The organism is Actinomadura sp. K4S16 (assembly GCF_008327685.1).
In the GTDB taxonomy this organism is placed as follows: Bacteria; Actinomycetota; Actinomycetes; order Streptosporangiales; family Streptosporangiaceae; genus Spirillospora.
Genome location: NZ_BDDE01000015.1, coordinates 17,153 through 35,018 on the forward strand (window position 1 = coordinate 17,153; position 17,866 = coordinate 35,018).

At 72.9% G+C, this 17,866-nt stretch carries 20 protein-coding genes; 7 read left to right on the forward strand and 13 right to left on the reverse strand.

The window, feature by feature from the left end:
* Positions 1-30 precede the first annotated feature (30 nt).
* The 4 genes from rsgA (at position 31) to K4S16_RS21325 (ending at position 3,666) form a co-directional block, all read left to right on the forward strand.
* A complete protein-coding gene (gene rsgA, locus K4S16_RS21310) occupies positions 31-1,125 on the forward strand; it encodes a ribosome small subunit-dependent GTPase A (RefSeq protein ID WP_149260782.1) in 1,095 nt (364 codons plus the stop codon).
* Between the two features lie 92 nt (positions 1,126-1,217).
* The gene (locus K4S16_RS21315) at positions 1,218-1,727 is read left to right on the forward strand and encodes a GNAT family N-acetyltransferase (protein ID WP_149261212.1); all 510 of its coding nucleotides are present in this window, start codon (positions 1,218-1,220) and stop codon (positions 1,725-1,727) included.
* Positions 1,728-1,837: 110 nt separating this feature from the next.
* The gene (locus K4S16_RS21320) at positions 1,838-2,491 is read left to right on the forward strand and encodes a response regulator transcription factor (protein ID WP_149260783.1); all 654 of its coding nucleotides are present in this window, start codon (positions 1,838-1,840) and stop codon (positions 2,489-2,491) included.
* Entirely contained in the window at positions 2,491-3,666 is a 1,176-nt protein-coding gene (locus K4S16_RS21325; RefSeq protein WP_200842026.1) for a HAMP domain-containing sensor histidine kinase, read from the forward strand. Before K4S16_RS21320 ends, K4S16_RS21325 begins: the two co-directional genes overlap by 1 nt.
* Positions 3,667-3,669: 3 nt before the next feature.
* Here K4S16_RS21325 and K4S16_RS21330 read toward each other — a convergent pair whose 3' ends face one another.
* The 3 genes from K4S16_RS21330 to K4S16_RS21340 all read right to left on the reverse strand — a co-directional run bounded on the left by K4S16_RS21330 (position 3,670) and on the right by K4S16_RS21340 (position 7,903).
* Positions 3,670-5,958, reverse strand: a complete 2,289-nt coding sequence (locus K4S16_RS21330) for an ABC transporter permease (protein ID WP_149260784.1) — start codon at positions 5,956-5,958, stop codon at positions 3,670-3,672.
* Positions 5,955-6,683, reverse strand: coding sequence for an ABC transporter ATP-binding protein (locus tag K4S16_RS21335; protein ID WP_149260785.1), 729 nt, complete (start codon positions 6,681-6,683; stop codon positions 5,955-5,957). Before K4S16_RS21335 ends, K4S16_RS21330 begins: the two co-directional genes overlap by 4 nt.
* Positions 6,684-6,760: 77 nt before the next feature.
* The gene (locus K4S16_RS21340; protein WP_149260786.1) at positions 6,761-7,903 is read right to left on the reverse strand and encodes an acyl-CoA dehydrogenase family protein; all 1,143 of its coding nucleotides are present in this window, start codon (positions 7,901-7,903) and stop codon (positions 6,761-6,763) included.
* Positions 7,904-7,998: 95 nt separating this feature from the next.
* Between K4S16_RS21340 and K4S16_RS21345 the strand changes: the two genes are divergently transcribed.
* A complete protein-coding gene (locus K4S16_RS21345; RefSeq protein ID WP_235036966.1) occupies positions 7,999-8,775 on the forward strand; it encodes a MerR family transcriptional regulator in 777 nt (258 codons plus the stop codon).
* A gap of 15 nt (positions 8,776-8,790) precedes the next feature.
* On the opposite strand, the gene K4S16_RS21350 is transcribed toward K4S16_RS21345, so the two are convergent.
* The 7 genes from K4S16_RS21350 to fdxA all read right to left on the reverse strand — a co-directional run bounded on the left by K4S16_RS21350 (position 8,791) and on the right by fdxA (position 14,219).
* The gene (locus K4S16_RS21350) at positions 8,791-10,287 is read right to left on the reverse strand and encodes a polyamine aminopropyltransferase (protein ID WP_235036967.1); all 1,497 of its coding nucleotides are present in this window, start codon (positions 10,285-10,287) and stop codon (positions 8,791-8,793) included.
* A gap of 131 nt (positions 10,288-10,418) precedes the next feature.
* Positions 10,419-10,859: a DUF350 domain-containing protein gene (locus K4S16_RS21355; protein WP_149260788.1), complete on the reverse strand. Its 441-nt coding sequence runs from the start codon at positions 10,857-10,859 to the stop codon at positions 10,419-10,421.
* A 43-nt stretch (positions 10,860-10,902) separates the two neighbouring features.
* Positions 10,903-11,337, reverse strand: a complete 435-nt coding sequence (locus tag K4S16_RS21360) for a DUF4247 domain-containing protein (RefSeq protein ID WP_235036968.1) — start codon at positions 11,335-11,337, stop codon at positions 10,903-10,905.
* Positions 11,338-11,344: 7 nt separating this feature from the next.
* Entirely contained in the window at positions 11,345-11,857 is a 513-nt protein-coding gene (locus K4S16_RS21365) for a DUF2617 family protein (protein WP_149260789.1), read from the reverse strand.
* Positions 11,858-11,859: 2 nt separating this feature from the next.
* Positions 11,860-12,480, reverse strand: a complete 621-nt coding sequence (locus K4S16_RS21370; RefSeq protein WP_149260790.1) for a DUF4178 domain-containing protein — start codon at positions 12,478-12,480, stop codon at positions 11,860-11,862.
* Positions 12,481-12,686: 206 nt separating this feature from the next.
* The gene (dapC, locus tag K4S16_RS21375) at positions 12,687-13,772 is read right to left on the reverse strand and encodes a succinyldiaminopimelate transaminase (RefSeq protein WP_149260791.1); all 1,086 of its coding nucleotides are present in this window, start codon (positions 13,770-13,772) and stop codon (positions 12,687-12,689) included.
* Between the two features lie 120 nt (positions 13,773-13,892).
* A complete protein-coding gene (gene fdxA, locus K4S16_RS21380) occupies positions 13,893-14,219 on the reverse strand; it encodes a ferredoxin (protein WP_149260792.1) in 327 nt (108 codons plus the stop codon).
* Positions 14,220-14,331: 112 nt separating this feature from the next.
* On the opposite strand from fdxA, the gene K4S16_RS21385 reads away from it, so the two are divergent.
* Positions 14,332-14,598, forward strand: a complete 267-nt coding sequence (locus K4S16_RS21385; RefSeq protein WP_149260793.1) for a hypothetical protein — start codon at positions 14,332-14,334, stop codon at positions 14,596-14,598.
* Here K4S16_RS21385 and K4S16_RS21390 read toward each other — a convergent pair.
* The 3 genes from K4S16_RS21390 to K4S16_RS21400 all read right to left on the reverse strand — a co-directional run bounded on the left by K4S16_RS21390 (position 14,595) and on the right by K4S16_RS21400 (position 17,000).
* Positions 14,595-15,503, reverse strand: coding sequence for a polysaccharide deacetylase family protein (locus K4S16_RS21390; protein ID WP_200842027.1), 909 nt, complete (start codon positions 15,501-15,503; stop codon positions 14,595-14,597). The two genes, K4S16_RS21385 and K4S16_RS21390, sit on opposite strands and share 4 nt — an antisense overlap.
* A gap of 206 nt (positions 15,504-15,709) precedes the next feature.
* On the reverse strand, positions 15,710-16,582 hold the full coding sequence (locus K4S16_RS21395; protein WP_149260794.1) for a crotonase/enoyl-CoA hydratase family protein: 873 nt from the start codon (positions 16,580-16,582) through the stop codon (positions 15,710-15,712).
* An 82-nt stretch (positions 16,583-16,664) separates the two neighbouring features.
* Positions 16,665-17,000 carry a hypothetical protein gene (locus K4S16_RS21400; protein ID WP_149260795.1) on the reverse strand — a complete coding sequence of 112 codons (336 nt, stop codon included), beginning with the start codon at positions 16,998-17,000 and terminating at the stop codon, positions 16,665-16,667.
* A 39-nt stretch (positions 17,001-17,039) separates the two neighbouring features.
* On the opposite strand from K4S16_RS21400, the gene K4S16_RS21405 reads away from it, so the two are divergent.
* A complete protein-coding gene (locus K4S16_RS21405) occupies positions 17,040-17,852 on the forward strand; it encodes a class I SAM-dependent methyltransferase (RefSeq protein WP_149260796.1) in 813 nt (270 codons plus the stop codon).
* Positions 17,853-17,866: the final 14 nt, after the last annotated feature.

The following is a 17,866-nucleotide window of genomic DNA, read 5'->3' on the forward strand; positions in this document are numbered from 1 at the left end:
GATCGGGGCCCTTGTTCAAGGGTCTTCACGTTGTCTCAACATTCTTCCTTCTCCACCCGGCCACGCCCTCTGGCGCGCTACGGCTGGGACGATGCCTACGAGCACGCCTTCGCACCCCATCACGCCGCCGGGCTGATCCCGGCGCGGATCGTGCGGGCCGAACGCGGCCTGTGCGAGACGGTCACCGATACGGGGGCCGTCCGTGCGGAGATCCCTGCCGCCCAGCAGAGCGATCCGCTCGCGGCACCCTGCACCGGTGACTGGGCGGCGCTGCGTCCGCCGACCGACGACCATGCGGCGGTGCTGCACGAGGTTCTGGAGCGGCGCACCGCCCTGGTGCGGTCCACCGCCTCACGCACCTCGCACGGGCAGGTCCTGGCCGCCAACGTCGACACGGTCGTGGTGACCGTGTCCTTGGCCGCCCCGCTCAACCACGACCGCACCGAGCGGATGCTCGCGCTGGCCTGGGAGAGCGGGGCGCAGCCCGTCATCGTGCTCACCAAGGCCGACGAGCGCGCCGACGCGGCGTCGGCCCAGGCCGAGGTGTCAGCGGTGGCGCCCGGCGTGGACGTGCTGGTCACCAGCGCCGTGACCGGGGAGGGCCTGGACGTCCTGACGGCCGTCCTTACCGGCACGGTCGTATTGCTCGGCCCGTCCGGGGCGGGCAAGTCCACGCTGGGCAACGCCCTGCTGGGCGAGCCCCTGCTGGCCACCGGCGCCGTACGCGCTACAGACGGCAAGGGCCGGCACACCACCGCCTGGAGGGAGCTGCTGCCGCTGCCCGGCGGCGGCGTCCTGCTGGATACTCCGGGGCTGCGCTCGATCGGCCTGCACGATGCCCAGAGCGGGCTGGAGCAGACGTTCGCCGACATCCAGGAACTGGCGCTGGACTGCCGGTTCAGCGACTGCGCCCACGAGAGCGAGCCGGGCTGCGCCGTCCTGGCCGCCGTCGAGGCCGGCACGTTGCCGGAGCGCCGCCTGGAGAGCTTTCACCGGCTGCTGCGGGAGAACGCCTACGCCGCCTCCCGCACCGACGCGCGGCTGCGGGCCGACCGCGAGGCCGTCAAGAAGAACATCACGCAGCACCTGCGCGCCACCTACCGCTTCAGGGAGCGCCAGCAGTGAGCCCCACCGACACGCCCGCACACGGCCCCGGCGCCCCGGTGCGCGCCCACCTCCTTCACGACGACGCTTCCACCGACGAGAACAGGACCGCCATGTCCACCTGGAACACCCGCCCCGAGACCGCCGACGACGTGCCCGCCATCCGCGACATCGTCCTGGCCGCCTTCCCCACCGCCGAAGAGGCCGGCATCGTCGACGCCCTGCGCGCCGACGCGGAGGCGTGGATCGACGGCCTGTCCGTGGTCAGCACGACCCCCGACGGCACTCCGGTCGGGTACGCACTGATCACTCGCTGCCACGTCGACGGCGAGTCGGCGCTCGCCCTGGCGCCGTGCGCCGTGCTGCCGTCGTTCCAGCGGACCGGCGCCGGCTCGGCCGCCATCCGCGCCGTCCTGGACGCCGCCCGGGCCATGGGCGAGAACCTCGTCCTGGTCCTCGGCCACGCCGACTACTACCCGCGGTTCGGCTTCATCCCCGCCTCCCGCTTCGGGATCCGCGCGCCCTTCGAGGTCCCGGACGAGGCCATGATGGCGATGGCGCTGGACGAGGCCCGCCCGGTCCCCACCGGCACCATCCAGTACCCCGCCGCGTTCGGCGTCTGATCACCGATGTGGTGCCCCGAGGCCTCCTCGGGGCACCACAGCCCATCGTCGGGGTGATCTCGCAGCCGCCGTTAACCATCGCCTTATCGCGGTTCTGGGGGAATGGTGGGATGCGGATACTCGTGGCCGAGGACGAGCGCTTCCTGGCCGATCTGGTGGCTGAGGGGCTGCGGAAGCGGGCGATGGCGGTGGACGTCGCCTACGACGGGGCGGGGGCGCTGGAGCGGCTCGCGGTCAACGAGTACGACGTCCTCGTGCTGGACCGCGACCTCCCGCTGGTGCACGGCGACGACGTCTGCCGGGAGCTGGCGCAGCGCGAGGCGGGGGTGCGCATCCTGATGCTGACCGCGTCGGGTGCGGTGCACGAGCGGGTGGACGGGCTGAACCTCGGCGCCGACGACTACCTGGCCAAGCCGTTCGCGTTCGACGAGCTGGTGGCGCGGATCCGCGCGCTGGCGCGGCGGAACGTCCCGCCGCTGCCCCCGGTGCTGGTGCGGAGCGGGCTCACGCTGGACGCGGCGCGGCGCGAGGCGGCCCGGGACGGCCGCCGCCTGGCGCTGTCCCCCAAGGAGTACGCCGTGCTGGAGGTGCTGATGCAGGCGCGGGGCGGCGTGGTCAGCGCCGAGGAGCTGCTCGAACGGGCGTGGGACGAGAACACCGACCCGTTCACCACCGTGGTCAAGGTGACCGTGAGCAAGCTGCGGGCCAAGCTCGGCGACCCGCCCGTCATCGTCACCGTTCCGGGAAGCGGGTACCGGCTGTGATGCCCGCGACGGTGCGGGCCCGGATGACGCTGCTGTACGGCGGCCTGTTCGCCGTGATCACGCTGGGCGTGCTCAGCGCCGTCCTGTGGATGCAGAAGAGGATCGTCAACGACCGCGTGCAGGACGTCCCCGCGCACCCGAACCCCGTCGCATGCGACGGGGTCCCCGAGGACATGCCGTGCCCGCCGGCGGCGCCGGTCGCGCCGACGCCGCGGTTCGAGTTCGTGGAGCCCGGCGCGGGGCAGGGCCCGAAGAAGGTCGTCGGGCCGGAGCAGTTCCAGGACAGCCTGGTCGGGTCGCAGCGGCTCGTCATCCTGGTCGCGATCGTGGTGATCACGGTGCTGGCGTTCGCGGTGTGCTGGTGGCTGACCGGGCGGCTGCTGCGTCCGCTGCACAGCATCACGGCGACCGCGCGCCGGCTGTCGCTGTCCACCCTGCACGAGCGCATCGCGCTGGACGGGCCGCAGAACGAGCTGAAGGAGCTGGCCGACACCTTCGACGCCATGATCGACCGGTTGGAGAAGGCGGTCGACAGCCAGCGCCGCTTCGTCGCCAACGCGTCCCACGAGCTGCGCACTCCCCTGGCCATCCAGCGGACCGCCGTGGAGGTCGGGCTCGCGGACCCCTCGCCGGAGCGGCTCGCCGAGGTCCGGGCCGAGATGCTGCGCAACACCCTGCGGTCCGAGCGGCTGATCGAGGGGCTGCTCGTCCTCGCGCAGGGGGAACGGGGGCTCGACGCCCGCGCGCCGGTGGACCTCGAAGCGGTCGTCCGGCAGGTCGTGGAGGACAACGCCGCCGCCGCCGAACGCGACGGGATCGCCGTCGCCGCCGAGACGCGTCCGGTGACCGTCGCCGGGGACGAGGTGCTGCTCACAAGGATGGCCGCGAACCTGGTGCAGAACGCGATCCGGCACAACCGGCCCGGCGGGGACGTCCGCGTGGAGTTGTCGGAGGAGGCGCTGGTCGTCCGCAACACCGGACCGATCGTCCCGCCCGAGAAGGTGGACGAGCTGTTCGAGCCGTTCCGGAGGCTGCACGCCGACCGGACCGGGTCGGCGGAGGGCGCGGGGCTCGGGCTGTCGATCGTCGCCGCCATCGCCCGCGCCCACGGCGGCGACGCGAGGGCCACGGCGAACCCGGACGGCGGGCTGTCGGTCACCGTGGCCCTCACGTGACCCTCACTCGCTGCGCAGCACGGCGGCGGTGCGGGTGGCGGCGGCCCGGAGGGCGGGCGGCCAGGCGCCGAGGACGGCCGCGGCCAGCCCGGCGCAGGCCGGCGGCACCAGCACGGTCCACGAGTACACGTGGATCCAGGACGACGCCATCCCGCTGCCGAGCATGTCGCCGGTGAGCACCACGACGCCATGGTGGACGAGCACCCCGAGCGGCGCCCCGAGCGCGCCGCCGACGATCCCGAGGGCCGCCATCGACGTCACCATCATGGCGACGACCTGCCGCGGGGTCGTCCCGACCGCCTTGAGCACGCCGAGGTCCCGGCCGCGCTCCCGGGCGCTCAGCAGCACACTGTTGAGGACGCCGAGCCCCGCCGCCGCGCAGATGATCAGTGAGAACAGCAGGAACAGCCCGCCGAAGACCGCGCCCTCGCCGAGGTCGGGCCGCACAGGCTCGGCGAACAGCCCGCCGGGCGGGGCGGCGGCGGTGAGCCGGCGGACGTAGTCGGACGGGTCGGTCCCCTTGGTGAGGATCACCGAGAAGGGGCTGGGCTGGTCCTTGGTCGCCGCGGCGGGCAGGCTGGCGGTGTCGAGCATCAGGCGGTCGGTGTCGGGATGGGCGAACGCGCCCACGATCCGCACCTTGACCGGCTCGCCCGCCGTCTGGAGCGTGAGGGTGTCGCCCACGTCCAGGTCGTGGAGGCGCATGAACGCCTCGCTCGGCACGACCTCGCCGGGGCCCGAGAACCAGCGTCCGCGGACGAGGCTGTCGCCGAGGAAGGGGCGGTAGTCGCCGCTGTAGGCCTCGGCCGACAGGCTCGACGGCACCCCGGGGATCCGCACGTTCGCGGGCGCGAACGACATGATGTGGGCGGTCCCCGGCTGGGCTCGCAGCAGCGCCTCCAGCTTGTCGTCGGTCATGCCGCCGGAGGCTCTCGGGGCGACGCCCGCGACGACGGAGGTGTGCCCCTCGGTGTCCGCCGTCGTGATCTTCATGACCGTCTGCTGGAGCCCGAACCCCATGGTCACCGCGGTCACGCCGAGGCACAGCCCCGCGAGGGTGAGCGCCGTCCTGGCGGGGCGGGCGGCGGGCAGCCCGAGGCCCAGCCCGGCCGGGACGGGCAGCCGGGTGCGCAGCAGCCACCGCTGGAGGCGCCGCCCGCGGCCCCGGCGCGACACGGTCCCGGCGCTGATCGCCTGCACCGCCGGGAGCCGTCCGGCCCGCAGCGCCGGGAGGACGGCGGCCAGCACCACCAGGGCGAGGACCCCGGCGCCCCCGGCGAGGTCGAGCACGGGCGCCGCTCCCCCGGCCGACGGCAGTTCGAAGCCCGCCGCCACGCTCGCCGCGATCCGCAGGGCGAGCAGGTGGCCCGCGAGCAGGCCGACCGCGCAGCCGAGCAGCGCCGGGACGGCGACCATGACGACGTAGACGGCGGTCACCTGCGCCGGGGTGAAGCCGAGCGCCTTCATGACGCCGATGTGCCGGAACCCGGAGACCACCGCGCCGCTGACCACGTTCGCGACGATGAACACCGACACGGCCATGGCGAGCACGCCGAAGACCGTGACGAACGGGATCAGCTGGTTGAACCTCTTCTCGAAGGAGCGCTCGGCGGTGACGTAGGAGTCGTAGCCGCGCATCGGCAGTCCGGCGGTCGCGGCCGTCAGGCTCTGCCGGACCTCGGACGCGCCCTTCGCGCGGTCGAACCGGTAGAGCATCTGGAGCCCGTCCGGCCGGAAGGCTGCGACCTGGGCAGTGGTCACCCAGCCCATGAAGCCGTCCGTCACGGAGTCGGCGAACCCGACGATCGTGAGCTCGGGCAGGCCCGGGGGCGTCAGCTTGCCGCCCAGCCTGAAGGGGCCGCCGGGCTTGACGCGGAGCACGACCTCGCCCGGTCCGCGGACCCACCGGCCCTGGGTGAGGGTGAGCCTGTCGACGGGGCCGCCGGGGTCGTCCCGTCCGACCACCAGGAGGCCGTCGCCGCCGGGTCCCATGGGGCCCTTGTCCCGGGGCAGGACGGCCGTGCGGAACGGGCCCGCGGCGGCGGTGACGCCGGGCGCGCGGGCGGTGGCGGCGAGCCGGTCGGCGCTCACCCGCGCGGCGTCGAAGGAGGCCGTCGCGTGCGCGCCGCGCGCCTGCGCGAAGGCGTCGTCGAAGAGGGACCGCGACGCGGCCAGCAGGCCGAGCCCGAACACGAGCGTCGCCGTGGACAGCGCCACGACGACGGCGATGCTGGCCGACTGGACCCTGCGCCGCCGCACCCCGGCCCGCGACGCCGCCCACACCGCGCTCATCGGACGGACCGCGTCTCGGCCGTCTCCCGCGCGCCGCCGCCCGTTGCCGACTCCCGGACGATCCGGCCGTCCCTGAACTCGACCAGGCGGGACGCGCACCGGTCGGCCAGGCCCTGGTCGTGGGTGACCAGCAGCAGCGTCTGGCCCTTCCGGTTGAGGTCGAGCAGCAGCCCGGCGACCTGCTCGCCGGTCGCGCTGTCGAGGGCGCCGGTCGGCTCGTCCGCCAGCAGCAGCGCCGGCCGGTTCACCAGCGCCCGCGCCACCCCGACGCGCTGCCGCTCGCCGCCGCTGAGCACCGCCGGGTAGGCGTCGCGGCGGTCGGCGACGCCGAGTTCGTCCAGCAGTTCCAGCGCCCGGGCCCGCGCCTTGCGCGCCGGGACGCCGGCCAGCCGGGCGGCCAGCGCGACGTTCTCCAGCGCGGGCAGGTCGTCCAGCAGGTTGAAGAACTGGAAGACCATCCCGATCCGGCGGCGGCGGAAGCGGGCCAAAGCCGCCTCGCCCATCCCGGTGAGGTCGTCGCCGTCCACCGCCACCGAGCCCGCCGTCGGGCGGTCCAGTCCCGCGACCATGTTGAGCAGCGTCGACTTCCCGCTGCCGGACGGCCCCATCACCGCGACGGACTCGCCGCGCCGGATGTCGAGGCTCACCCCGTCCAGCGCGGCGACGTCGCCGAATGTCCTGCGTACGGAACCGAGCCGTACGACCGTTTCCTCGCGTGTGTTCACGCGCCCAACGTGGCAGCCGGGAGGTTTCGGCGCGGTGAGCGCGGCGGCGGCCGGGCGATGGGCGCGCGGGGCGCGGGCTAGACGCCGAGGCCGCGGCCGATGATCTCCTTCATGATCTCGGTGGTGCCGCCGAAGATGGTCTGGATGCGGACGTCCTGGTAGGCCTTGGCGATCGGGTACTCGGTCATGTAGCCGTAGCCGCCGTGGAGCTGGACGCAGCGGTCCACGACCCGCTTGAGCAGCTCGGTGTTCCACCACTTGAGCATCGCGGCCTCGTCGGGGGTCAGCTCCCCCCTGCTCTCCTTGACGATGCACTCGTCGGTGAAGGAGCGCGAGACGGTCAGCTCCGTCTTCATCTCGGCGAGCGTGAACCGGTTGTGCTGGAACTTGCCGATCGGGCGGCCGAACGCCTCGCGGGTCTTGCAGTACTCCAGCGTCTGCTCGAAGGCGGTCTCGGCGGCGGCCTGCGCGGTGGCGCCGATGGACAGCCGCTCGCGGGCGAGGTTCTGCATGAGGTAGATGAAGCCCATGCCCTCCTCGCCGAGGAGGTTCTCCTTGGGGACGCGGACGTTGTCGAAGAACAGCTCGGCGGTGTCCTGGGCGTGCATGCCGACCTTGTCGAGGTTGCGGCCGCGCTCGAAGCCCTCCATGCCGCGCTCGACGGCGAGGAGGCTGACGCCCTTGGCCCCGGCGGACGGGTCGGTCTTGGCGACGACGATGACCAGGTCCGCGAGGATGCCGTTGGAGATGAACGTCTTCGAGCCGTTCAGGACGTAGTGGTCGCCGTCCTTCACCGCGGTGGTCTTGATGCCCTGGAGGTCGGACCCGGCGGCGGGCTCGGTCATCGCGATCGCGGTGACGATCTCCCCGGAGCAGTAGCCGGGGAACCAGCGCCGCTGCTGCTCGGGGGTGCACAGCTGCCGCAGGTACCCGCCGTTGATGTCGTTGTGGACGGCGAAGCCGGGCCCGTGCACGCCGGCCTTCGCCAGCTCCTCGTTGAAGATCACGTAGTAGCGGTAGTCGGGGTCGCCGCCGCCCCCGAACTCCTCCGGCATGTCGATGCCGAGCAGGCCCGCGCGCCCCGCGGCCAGCCACACGTCGCGCGAGACGATCCCGTCCTTCTCCCACTGCTCGTGGTGGGGCGCGATCTCCTTGGCGATGAAGGAGCGCACCATGTCGCGGAAGGCCTCGTGCTCCTCGGTGTAGATGTCGCGTCCCATCCGCGGTCTCCCTACTTGGTACGTGCTGACAGGTGTGGCGCCGACCGGTGCGCGCTCAGGTAAGTGCGCGCTGATACACGATTAATGTAACACTGGTGCTGTCACATAGCGGCGGGCGGCCCGGGAGCGGCGGCATGGAGGCAGGCGGCGGTGAGGGCGGCATGGAACTGACCGTCGACGAGCTGGCCGCGCGCGCCGGGGTCACCGTCCGCACCGTGCGGTTCTACGCCGGGCGCGGGCTGCTGCCTCCGCCGAGGCTGCGCGGCCGGACGGGCCTCTACGGCGCCGACCACCTCGCGCGGCTCGAACTCGTCCGGGAGCTCCAGTCGCTCGGGCTCACGCTCGCCTCGATCGAGAAGCACCTGAAGCGCATCCCGCTGGACGCGCCGGCCGAGGACCTCGCCCTCCAGCGCGCCCTGCTGTCCCCGTGGGCGCCGGAGCGTCCGGAGGACCTCGACCGGCACGAGCTGGACCGCCGCGCCGGACGCCACCTCGACGACGAGACGATCAAGCGGCTGGAGGCCCTCGGCGTCGTCGAGCAGATCTCCGACGACCCGGCGGGCCAGGTGCGGGTCGTCAGCCCCGCGCTGCTCGGCGTCAGCGCCGAACTGGCCGCGCTGCCGCTTCCCCTGGACACGCTGATCGCCTCGTACCAAGCGGTGGACCGGCACACGACCGCGCTTGCCGCCGAGCTCCAGCAGGTCTTCCAGGACACCGTCGTCCGCCCCTACCGGGCGGGCGGGCGCGCCCCCCAGGAGCGGGAGCGGCTGATGGAGATGGCCGGGAAGCTCAAGCCGCTGATGATCCAGTCACTGGTCACCTCGTTCCAGCGGGCCGTCGACAAGGCGCTCCGCCGGTCCGTCCCCGACTAGGGCGCCCGGACCCGGCTAGGAGTTCTTCCACTCCTGGCCCTCGTACTCGACCAGGCGCGGGTGGACGAGGGTGTTGACGTCCACGTCCCGCGCGCGGCGGTCCTTGGGGAAGACGGCCGCCGCCTGGAGCACCGGCCCGTCGAGGAAGCGCAGGCCCGAGACGCCGGGCGCCAGGCCCAGCGCGGGCGGCCGCTTCCCGGGGGCCGCGAGGACGTACCCCCAGTCGCCGAAGCTCGGCACGTCCACGTGGTACGGGGTGGTCGCGAGCCCGGCGGCGGCGATGGACTTCTGGATGCTCCAGAACGACTTGGGCGCGAAGTACGGCGACCCGGACTGGACGACGATCCGCCCGCCCGGGGCCAGGGCCCGCTTCACCATCCCGTAGAACTCGACCGAGTACAGCTTGGCGGTGGACACGTCGTCGGGGTCGGGCATGTCCACGATGACCGCGTCGAACCGCCGGTCGAGGCGGCGCAGCCAGGAGAACGCGTCGGCGTTGACGGTCTCGGCGCGCGGGTCCTCGAACGCGTGCCGGTTGAGGGACTCCAGCGGCCCGTACGTCCGGGCCAGGTGGATCATCTCGGGGTCCAGTTCGACCAGGGTCGCGCTCCGCACGTCCTTGTAGCGCAGCACCTCGCGCAGCGCCAGGCCGTCCCCGCCGCCGAGGATCAGCACCCGCCCGTGCGGCCCCGACATCAGCGGGTGGACGAGCGACTCGTGGTAGCGGTACTCGTCGGCCGAGGAGAACTGGAGGTCGCCGTTGAGGAACAGCCGCAGGTCCGAGGGGCCGAGCCCGGCCCGCCGGGTGATGACGATCTCCTGGTACTTCGTGCGCTTCGCCACCGCGATCGGGGCGTCGTAGAGCGCCTGCCGCGCCGACACCTCGAAGCCGTCCGCGAGCACGTACGTCCCGCCGAGGACGCCGAGGACGGCGACCATGCCGAGGGCGAGCGCGATCCGGGCGACGCGCCCGACCTCCCGCCGGAACAGCCACAGCACGACCGCCATGCCGGCGACGGCGTTCACGACGCCGACGAGCAGCGCCCCCTTGATGTGCCCGAACGTGGGCAGCAGCAGGAACGGGAACGCCAGGCCGCCGATCAGCGCGCCCACGTAGTCGGCGGCGAACAGGTCGGCCACCGCGGACCCCGCGTCCTGCTTGCGGATCCGCTGGAGCAGCGTCATCAGCAGCGGGATCTCCGCGCCGATCAGCGCCCCGACCGCGAACGACACCACCACCAGCGCCGGGACGTAGAGGTCGAGCCACGCGAACGCCGCGTACAGCGCGAGGACCGACACGCCGCCGATGAGCGCGAGCGCGCCCTCGATGACGGCGAACGCCACGACGGCGCGGCCCTGCAGCGGCTTGGCGGCCAGCGAGCCGACGCCCATCGCGAACACCATCACCGACAGGACGATGGACGCCTGCGTGACGGAGTTCCCGACGAGGTAGCTGCCGAGCGCCACCAGGGCCAGCTCGTACACCAGCCCGCACGCCGCGCACGCGAACACTGCCGCGAGGACGAGCGCGCGCGCCGCCCGCGCCGTGACACGCGACCTCCCCGGGCCGCCCCCCTCGGGAGTGGACGGCTCCGGGGAGGCCGTGCCGGACGGCAGGGCCGCCTGGTCCAGGTCCCGGGACGTCAGGAGACCGCCCCGGCCACGATCGCGGCGACCCCGAGGTCGGCGGCGGCGACGACCCAGCCCGCCGGGTGGATCGCGCCGCCCGTCCCGCCCGCGTCCACGAGCGTGGCGCCGAGCTTGCCGGGCGTGAGCACGTCCAGCAGGAAGAACGCCGCGACCATCAGCACGATGCCGATCCCGCCGAACACGGCGGTGTCCACCAGCCCGTCGGTCAGGTCGCTGTCGCTGGTCACGATCGCGGTGGTGACGATCACGGAGGTGCCGAAGAGCTTGGCGGCCAGCAGGAGCGCGGCGCCCCGGTTGCCCTCGGTCCAGATCTGCTTGCCGAGCTTGCCGGGCGTCGTCACCTCCACGACCAGGTAGCCGATCGCCATCAGGGCGATGCCGACCGCGCCGTAGGCGAAGGTCGCCCCGATCTCGTGAAGGATGTCGTCGTTCATGTGTCGCTCCTCGTCTGCCCGACGCCCTGGTCTGCCCGATGCCTCATTTGCCGGAGCCCGGTCCGCCGCCGCGGAACGACGCTGCGCCCCTGCTGGTCCATCCATTGCTGCCCGGGCTGCTCCAGCGCCCGGCCACATGGGTGTAGTGGCGGCTGTAGCCGCTGCGCGGGTTGTCGACCGTGATGCGGCTGCCCGTCCCGTTCGGCAGGACGCCGACGACGAGTTTCGGGTAGCGCATGAAGATGCCCCCGTTGGGGCCCCTGGTGGCCATGTCGTCCACCCGGTCGATGGGCTTGAACTTGCGGCCGATCTCCGACGCCACCGTCCGCGGGGGCTTCGGCGACCGGTAGGCGCCCACTCCGTCCCTGCTGTACTTGTCGGCGATCCAGGACGACTGCGACTGCCCGCAGCCGCTGAGCGCCGTTGCCGTCAGGGTCGCGGCGACCACGGCGCCCGCCACCCGGTACCTGTTGTTCACCTGGCTCCTACCGTTCACGAGGTCTCACCAGCCGGCTCCGCGTCATCACGATCTCCCGGGTCTGCGGGTAGGCGTGCCAGGTGCGCCAGCCGAACCCGGCCTCCTGTTCCGCCGTGTCCTCCAAGGCAAGGGCGGTGACGGCGTGCGGGGAACCGGGGAACGACCCGGTCAGCGCGTCACCGCGGTCCGCGAGCCGCGCGCACACCGCCTCGACGGCACGGGCGAACGCCGTCCCGTCGCTGTGCGCCGCGGTGGTCGCGGCGAAGTCGTAGGCCCAGCCGGGCACGCTCGTCACCGCGCGTCCCGGCAGCGGCTCGGCGCGGCCGGGCAGGCACGCCACCGTCTCGCTCAGCGGCCCGGCGATGACCTGGTGGGACGCGCCGAGCAGGCGCAGCTCCACGGTCAGGCCCGCGCGCTCCACCGGCAGGACGGCGAGGGCGTCCAGCGGCGGCAGGCCGAGCGCGAACGAGAGCCCGTCGGCGCGGGCGTCCGCGTAGGGGGTGTCGAGGACGGCCCGCAAGGTCAGCTACCGCCGCCCGGGTAGATCGTCATCGATCCCGCCGGGACGCGCTCGCCGAGGCCCGCCTCCCACTGGCCGCCGCCGTACTGCTCGAACGACAGGTACCTGCCGCCCGGGCCCTCGTAGTCGACGTACTCGACCCGGCCCTGGACGCCGACGCCCGTCGTGCCCTCGCTGGTGTAGTCGGCGGTGCCGTGCTCGTCGCGGCGGTACTCCACGCCGTCCACGACGATGGTCTTCTCCCCGGGCCGCAGGTCGCCGATGTCGTGCTCGGTCCACCAGACGACCTCGAGGTCGGGGTCCTCCTCGACGGAGACCCACACCTTGGTGCCCTCGATCGTGTCGGCGTCGAGGAGGTGCTCGCTCCAGGTGAAGCCGCCCTCCTTCAGCCGCAGCGAGCCGCGGACGAAGTAGCGGGTGCCGAGGTACTCCACCATGTCTCCGGCCTTGAGGGCGCGCGGGTCGCCGGCCACCTGGTCCTCCGCGGCGAACGGGTCGCGCGGTGCGGCCGGGGCGGGCGCCGGCGCCGGGGCGCCCGAACGGCGCCGCAGCAGGACGGCGATGAGCACGACCAAGGCGACCAGGATCAGTGCCAGCAGGATCACTATCGCCGCTTTGCCCACGGCACCTCCATCGTTTCGTCCGTTTTCGGGGGCCAGACCTGCGGATCCTACCGACTGTGGCCTATCAAGCCCATACCGCGATCAGACGTATCAAATGAAGATGCGGTTTCGTCCGGAAACACCGTATTTCCTGGGCGGCAACCCGACCGGAACCGGCCGCCGACCTGGTACGGCCACCCGCTCACCGGCGAGGGGCCGGGACGGGGTCAGAGGCGTTCGGCGGCCGCGGCGACGCGTTCGTCGGTCGCGGTGAAGGCGATGCGGACGTGCCGGGCGCCGCCCGGGCCGTAGAACTCGCCGGGGCCGACCAGGACGCCGAGGGACGCCAGGTGGGCGACGGTCTCCCAGCACGGCTCGTCCCGCGTGGCCCACAGGTACAGGGACGCCTCGGAGTCGTCGATCCGGAAGCCGTGGCTCTCGAACGCGGCGCGCAGGGTGGCGCGGCGGCGCGCGTACCGGGCCCGCTGCTCGTCCACGTGCGCGTCGTCGCCGTAGGCCACGGTCATCGCGGCCTGCACCGGCGCCGGGACGATCATTCCGGCGTGCTTGCGGACCTCCAGCAGCCGCTTCACGAGCGCGAGGTCGCCGGTGACGAACCCGGCGCGGTAGCCCGCCATGTTGGAGCGCTTGGACAGCGAGTTCAGCGCGAGCAGGCCCTCGTGGGAGCCGTCGCAGACGTCGGGGTGCAGGACCGAGATCGGCGGGTTCGCCTCGTCCCAGCCGAACTCCAGGTAGCACTCGTCGCTGACCACGACCGCGCCGCGGCCGCGCGCCCACGCGACGACCTTGCGCAGGTGCTCGGCGGGCAGCACCTTGCCGGTCGGGTTGGACGGCGAGTTCACCCACACGATCTTCGGGTTGACGGGGCCGAGGGAGAGCAGGCCGTCCGTCGCGACGGGGTCGGCGCCGGCGAGCCGGGCGCCCACGTCGTAGGTCGGGTAGGCGAGCGCGGGGAAGACGACCTTGTCGCCGGGGCCGGCGCCGAGCAGCGTCGGCAGCCAGGCGACGAGTTCCTTGGTGCCGATGACGGGGAGCACGGCGTCCGGGTCGGCGCCGGACACCCCGGCGCGGCGGCGCAGCCATCCCGCGACGGCCTCGCGCAGCGCCGGCGTCCCGTAGGTCTGCGGGTAGCCGGGCGCGTCGGACGCGGCGGCGAGGGCCTCCCTGATCGGCTCGGGCGTCGGGTCCACGGGCGTTCCGACCGAAAGGTCGACGATGCCGTCCGCGTGCGCCAGCGCCCGCTCCTTGTACGGCGCGAGCCGATCCCACGGAAAGTCCGGCAACGTGAACAACGCCCTTACCTCCTCTGAGAAAACCCACCGGGCCGCAGTCGTTCCCGACCACGGCCCGGTATCCGACGCAGGCGGCCCCTGGAACGCGCCTGCAAGGAGCGCTCCAGACCCCGCACGCGATCAGTCGTCGTGGCTCTGCGGGGGCAGCGCGGCGACGATCGGGTGGTCCTTGTCGATCTTCCCGACCTTGGACGCGCCGCCGGGCGAGCCGAGGTCGTCGAAGAACTCCACGTTCACCTTGTAGAAGTCCTTCCACTGCTCGGGGACGTCGTCCTCGTAGTAGATGGCTTCAACCGGGCAAACCGGCTCGCACGCACCGCAGTCGACGCACTCGTCCGGGTGGATGTAGAGCTGACGCTTCCCCTCGTAGATGCAGTCGACCGGGCACTCCTCGATGCATGCCTTGTCGAGCAGGTCCACGCAGGGCTGCGCAATGACGTAGGTCACGTCAGTGACTCCTCTCGGATTTCCGGCCCCGCCGCACGTCACGGCTCACCGCAAGCTCGCTGTGAATAGTATGGCCACCCCGCCGCCGACGATTCGACATGGGGGTCCCTACATGTCCGGCCGCTTCGCCGCACGCCTGGTGGTGGCCATCAGTAGCGCGGACGTGGGTCAGCGGATCTCGCTGCGCCGCCGTCTGCCAACGGGAGAGTACAGCGACGTGGTGGGCGTCCTCGAATCATGGTCCGGCGGCACGCTCGCGGTGCGGCGCCGCAACGGCGAACTCGTCGAGGTGCCCGAGCGGACCATGGTCGCCGCGAAGGTCGTCCCGCCCCAGCCCCCACCGAAACGACGCCCCCGCCGAGACCCCGAAGACGACTAGCGGGGAGCGTCCAGCCCGGGGAGCGCGGGGGCGGGCACTGGGCCGCTTCGCATAGAGCCCGTGGAGCCTGCGGTAGGCGGGGCGGCGGGCGCGGAGGAGCCGGTCGGCGGCGGACTCGCCGTGACCGGGGTCGGCGGCGGGGTCCGCTCGCTGTAGGACGCGCCGGGCAGGAGCCGGCGCCCCGCGAGCAGCTCCGAGACGGTCACGAACGTGAACCCGCGTTTGCGCAGGCCCTCCACCACCTTCGGGATGGAGTCGACGCTCGGCTTGTGGATGTCGTGGAACAGGACGATGCCGCCGCTCTTGGGCTCCTTGACCCCCACGCGCGTGTCGCGGGCGACGTCGCGGTACCGCCAGTCGAGCGTGTCGACGCTCCAGAGGATCAGCGGCATCCCCACGGCCCGTTCGACGCGCTTGTTCACGGACCCGTAGGGCGGCCTGACCAGCGTGGGCAGGACGCCGGAGGCGTCCTTCACGACCTTCTGCGTGCGCTGGATCTGGGACCGCACCTCCGCCGGCGACAGGGTGGTGAGGTCCGGATGCGACCAGGTGTGGTTGGCGACCTCCTGGCCCTCCAGTGCCATCCGGCGCACGACGTCGCGGTGGGCGCCGACGTTCTCGCCGAGCATGAAGAACGTGGCGCGCACGCCGTTCTTCTTGAGCGTGTCGAGCAGCCGCGCCGTGTACGGGCCGGGCCCGTCGTCGAACGTCAGCGCGACGCACTTCACCCGGTCGCAGTCGATCTTCCTTGGCGGAGGCGGCGTCTGGGCGGGCGGTCTCGTGACCGGAGCCTTGCCCTTGAGCCTGCCGTGCTCACCTGCGGTCCGCGCCTGCCGGTCGGCGTGGCTGCAACCGGCCGCGAGCAGGAGTCCGACACCGATGACGGCACAATTCCTGATCCGCACCAGGCACCCCCGTAACGTGTGGCCTCGGGCGGCTTAATACCCTCCGTAACCGATGGAACACGCTTCCCGATGGTCCGGAAAATCAAGATCGTCCTTGGGACGCCCCGGGGATTCCCCTCCATCATGCGACGCCCCGCTCGCCCGCCTTCCACCGGGGTCGCCGTGGCGTCCGGGCCGCCGCGAGACGCCGGCCCGGACGGCGCGGCTCAGCGGACGGGCCAGTCGGGGACCTCGGGCGGGAGGTCCTTGCTGACGCGCAGCGGGAAGGCGGCGTCGCGCTTCTCCAGGAAGGACGAGACGCCCTCGACGGCGTCGGCGGCCCCGCCCAGGGAGGCCATGAGGCGGGAGTCGGCGATGTGGGAGTCCCACGGGGAGGGCGCGGACAGGCCCGACCACATGAGGCGGCGGATCGCGGCGACGGAGACGGCCGAGGTGTTGTCGGCGATCTCCCGCGCGAGCGCGTACGCGGCCGGGAGGAGCTCGTCGGGCGCGTACACGCGGGAGACGAGACGGCCCGCGAGGGCCTCCCGCGCGTCGAAGATCCGGCCGGTGGCGGCCCACTCCATGGCCTGCGCGATGCCGACGAGGCGCGGCAGGAACCAGCTGGAGGCGGCCTCGGTGACGATCCCGCGCCGCGCGAACACGAAGCCGAACTTCGCCTTCTCGCTGGCGAGCCGGACGTCCATCGGCAGGGTCATGGTCACGCCGACGCCGACCGCCGCGCCGTTGAACGCGCCGATGACGGGCTTGAGGCAGCGGGCGATGCGGAGCGCGACCGTCCCGCCGCCGTCGCGCGGGGTGCCGTCCTCCAGGACGTCGTCCTCCCCCGCGAACATGTCCTTGGACTTGTCCTTGTCGAAGGTGTCGCCGCCGCCGCTCAGGTCGGCGCCCGCGCAGAACGCGCGCCCCGCGCCGGTCACCACGACCGCGCGGACCTCGTCGTCGGCGTCGATCCGGTCGAAGACGTCGAGCATCTCGTTGCGCATGACGAACGTGTAGGCGTTCATCTTCTGCGGCCGGTTCAGCGTGACGGTGGCGATCCCGTCCCGGACCTCGTACTCGATCTCTGCGTACGGCACCTCGCGCACCCTTCTCCAGCCGGTTGTCAGAATCCGATTCTAGGAACCGGCCCCTCGCGGGCGGGCGGCCAGGTCCGGGCTGTCAGCTCCGGGCTTCGGGGAAGAGCCGGATCAGCACGTCGCGGCGCCATTCGCCGAGGTCGCGCCCCTGTGGCGGGACGGGCTCCAGGGTGCCGTCCTCCGCCGGCACGAGGCGGATCCCGACGCCGGGCGCGAGTTCGTCCGGGACCTCGCCGGTAGCGGCGAGCCGCTGCGCGAGTGCGGCGAGGACGCGTGCCCAGCCCTGCCCCAGATAGGGCGGCAGCCCGTCGGCGCGCAACTCCGGCAGGCCCCTGGCGGACAGGCCGGAGGTGCGCAGGGAGAGGCCTTCGGGGCCCTCAGCACCCACGACGCGGATCTCCGACGTGACGTCCGCCACGGCAACCCCACCTCACCATCGGGCGATGTCCGATAAATTATGACAGTGAACTGGGCCGTGACGACGTACGACTCCGCCTTCGGGTATGTGTCCGCGCACGGTGCGCCCCTTGTCGATCTGCTCGATCCGCAGCCCGGCGAGAGGATCATCGATCTCGGATGCGGCACCGGCTCGTTCAGCGCGGAGATCGCCGAACGGGGCGCCGAGGTGCTGGGCATCGACGGCAGCCCGGAGATGGTCGCGCAGGCGACCGCCATGAACCCGGGGCTGTCGTTCATCGTCGGCGACGCCCATGACTTCACCGTAGGCGAGTCCTTCGACGCGGTCGCGTCGAACGCGGCGCTGCACTGGATGACCCGCGACCCCGACGCGGTGATCGGGCGCGTGCACGCGGCGCTGCGCCCCGGCGGCCGGTTCGTCGGCGAGCTCGGCGGCGCCGGGAACTGCGCGGAGCTGATCGTCGCGATGCAGACGGCGTGGCGGGTGTTCGGCCTCGGCGAGCCCGAGCTGCCCTGGTACTTCCCGTCGCCCGCCGAGTACGCGGCCAAGCTGGAGGAGGCCGGGTTCACGCTGCGGCTGCTGGAGCACGCCGACCGCCCGACCCGGATGACCGAGGGGCCGAACGGCGCCGCCGACTGGGTGCGCGCCTACGCGTCCCGTGCGCTGGCCGACGTCCCGCCGGAGCTGGTGGACCCGCTGCTCGAGCGGGTGAACGACCTCGCCGCGCCCGCGCTGCGCCGCGAGTCGGGATGGGTCGCCGACTACGTGCGGCTGCGGTTCGCGGCCGTCCGCCGGTCGGATGGCGCCGCGCCGGCGCCCTTCGGGCCACTGGCCGCCGACCACCCGCTGTGAACCCCGCCCTAGGG

Excerpts from the sequence above, each read along its gene's own strand:
- K4S16_RS21355 (WP_149260788.1), bottom strand. The coding sequence starts at position 10,859 with ATGAACGACGACATCCTTCACGAGATCGGGGCGACCTTCGCCTACGGC.
- K4S16_RS21320 (WP_149260783.1), top strand. The coding sequence starts at position 1,838 with ATGCGGATACTCGTGGCCGAGGACGAGCGCTTCCTGGCCGATCTGGTG.
- K4S16_RS21405 (WP_149260796.1), top strand. The coding sequence starts at position 17,040 with ATGACAGTGAACTGGGCCGTGACGACGTACGACTCCGCCTTCGGGTAT.
- K4S16_RS21385 (WP_149260793.1), top strand. The coding sequence starts at position 14,332 with ATGTCCGGCCGCTTCGCCGCACGCCTGGTGGTGGCCATCAGTAGCGCG.
- K4S16_RS21340 (WP_149260786.1), bottom strand. The coding sequence starts at position 7,903 with ATGGGACGCGACATCTACACCGAGGAGCACGAGGCCTTCCGCGACATG.
- K4S16_RS21315 (WP_149261212.1), top strand. The coding sequence starts at position 1,218 with ATGTCCACCTGGAACACCCGCCCCGAGACCGCCGACGACGTGCCCGCC.
- K4S16_RS21330 (WP_149260784.1), bottom strand. The coding sequence starts at position 5,958 with ATGAGCGCGGTGTGGGCGGCGTCGCGGGCCGGGGTGCGGCGGCGCAGG.
- K4S16_RS21325 (WP_200842026.1), top strand. The coding sequence starts at position 2,491 with ATGCCCGCGACGGTGCGGGCCCGGATGACGCTGCTGTACGGCGGCCTG.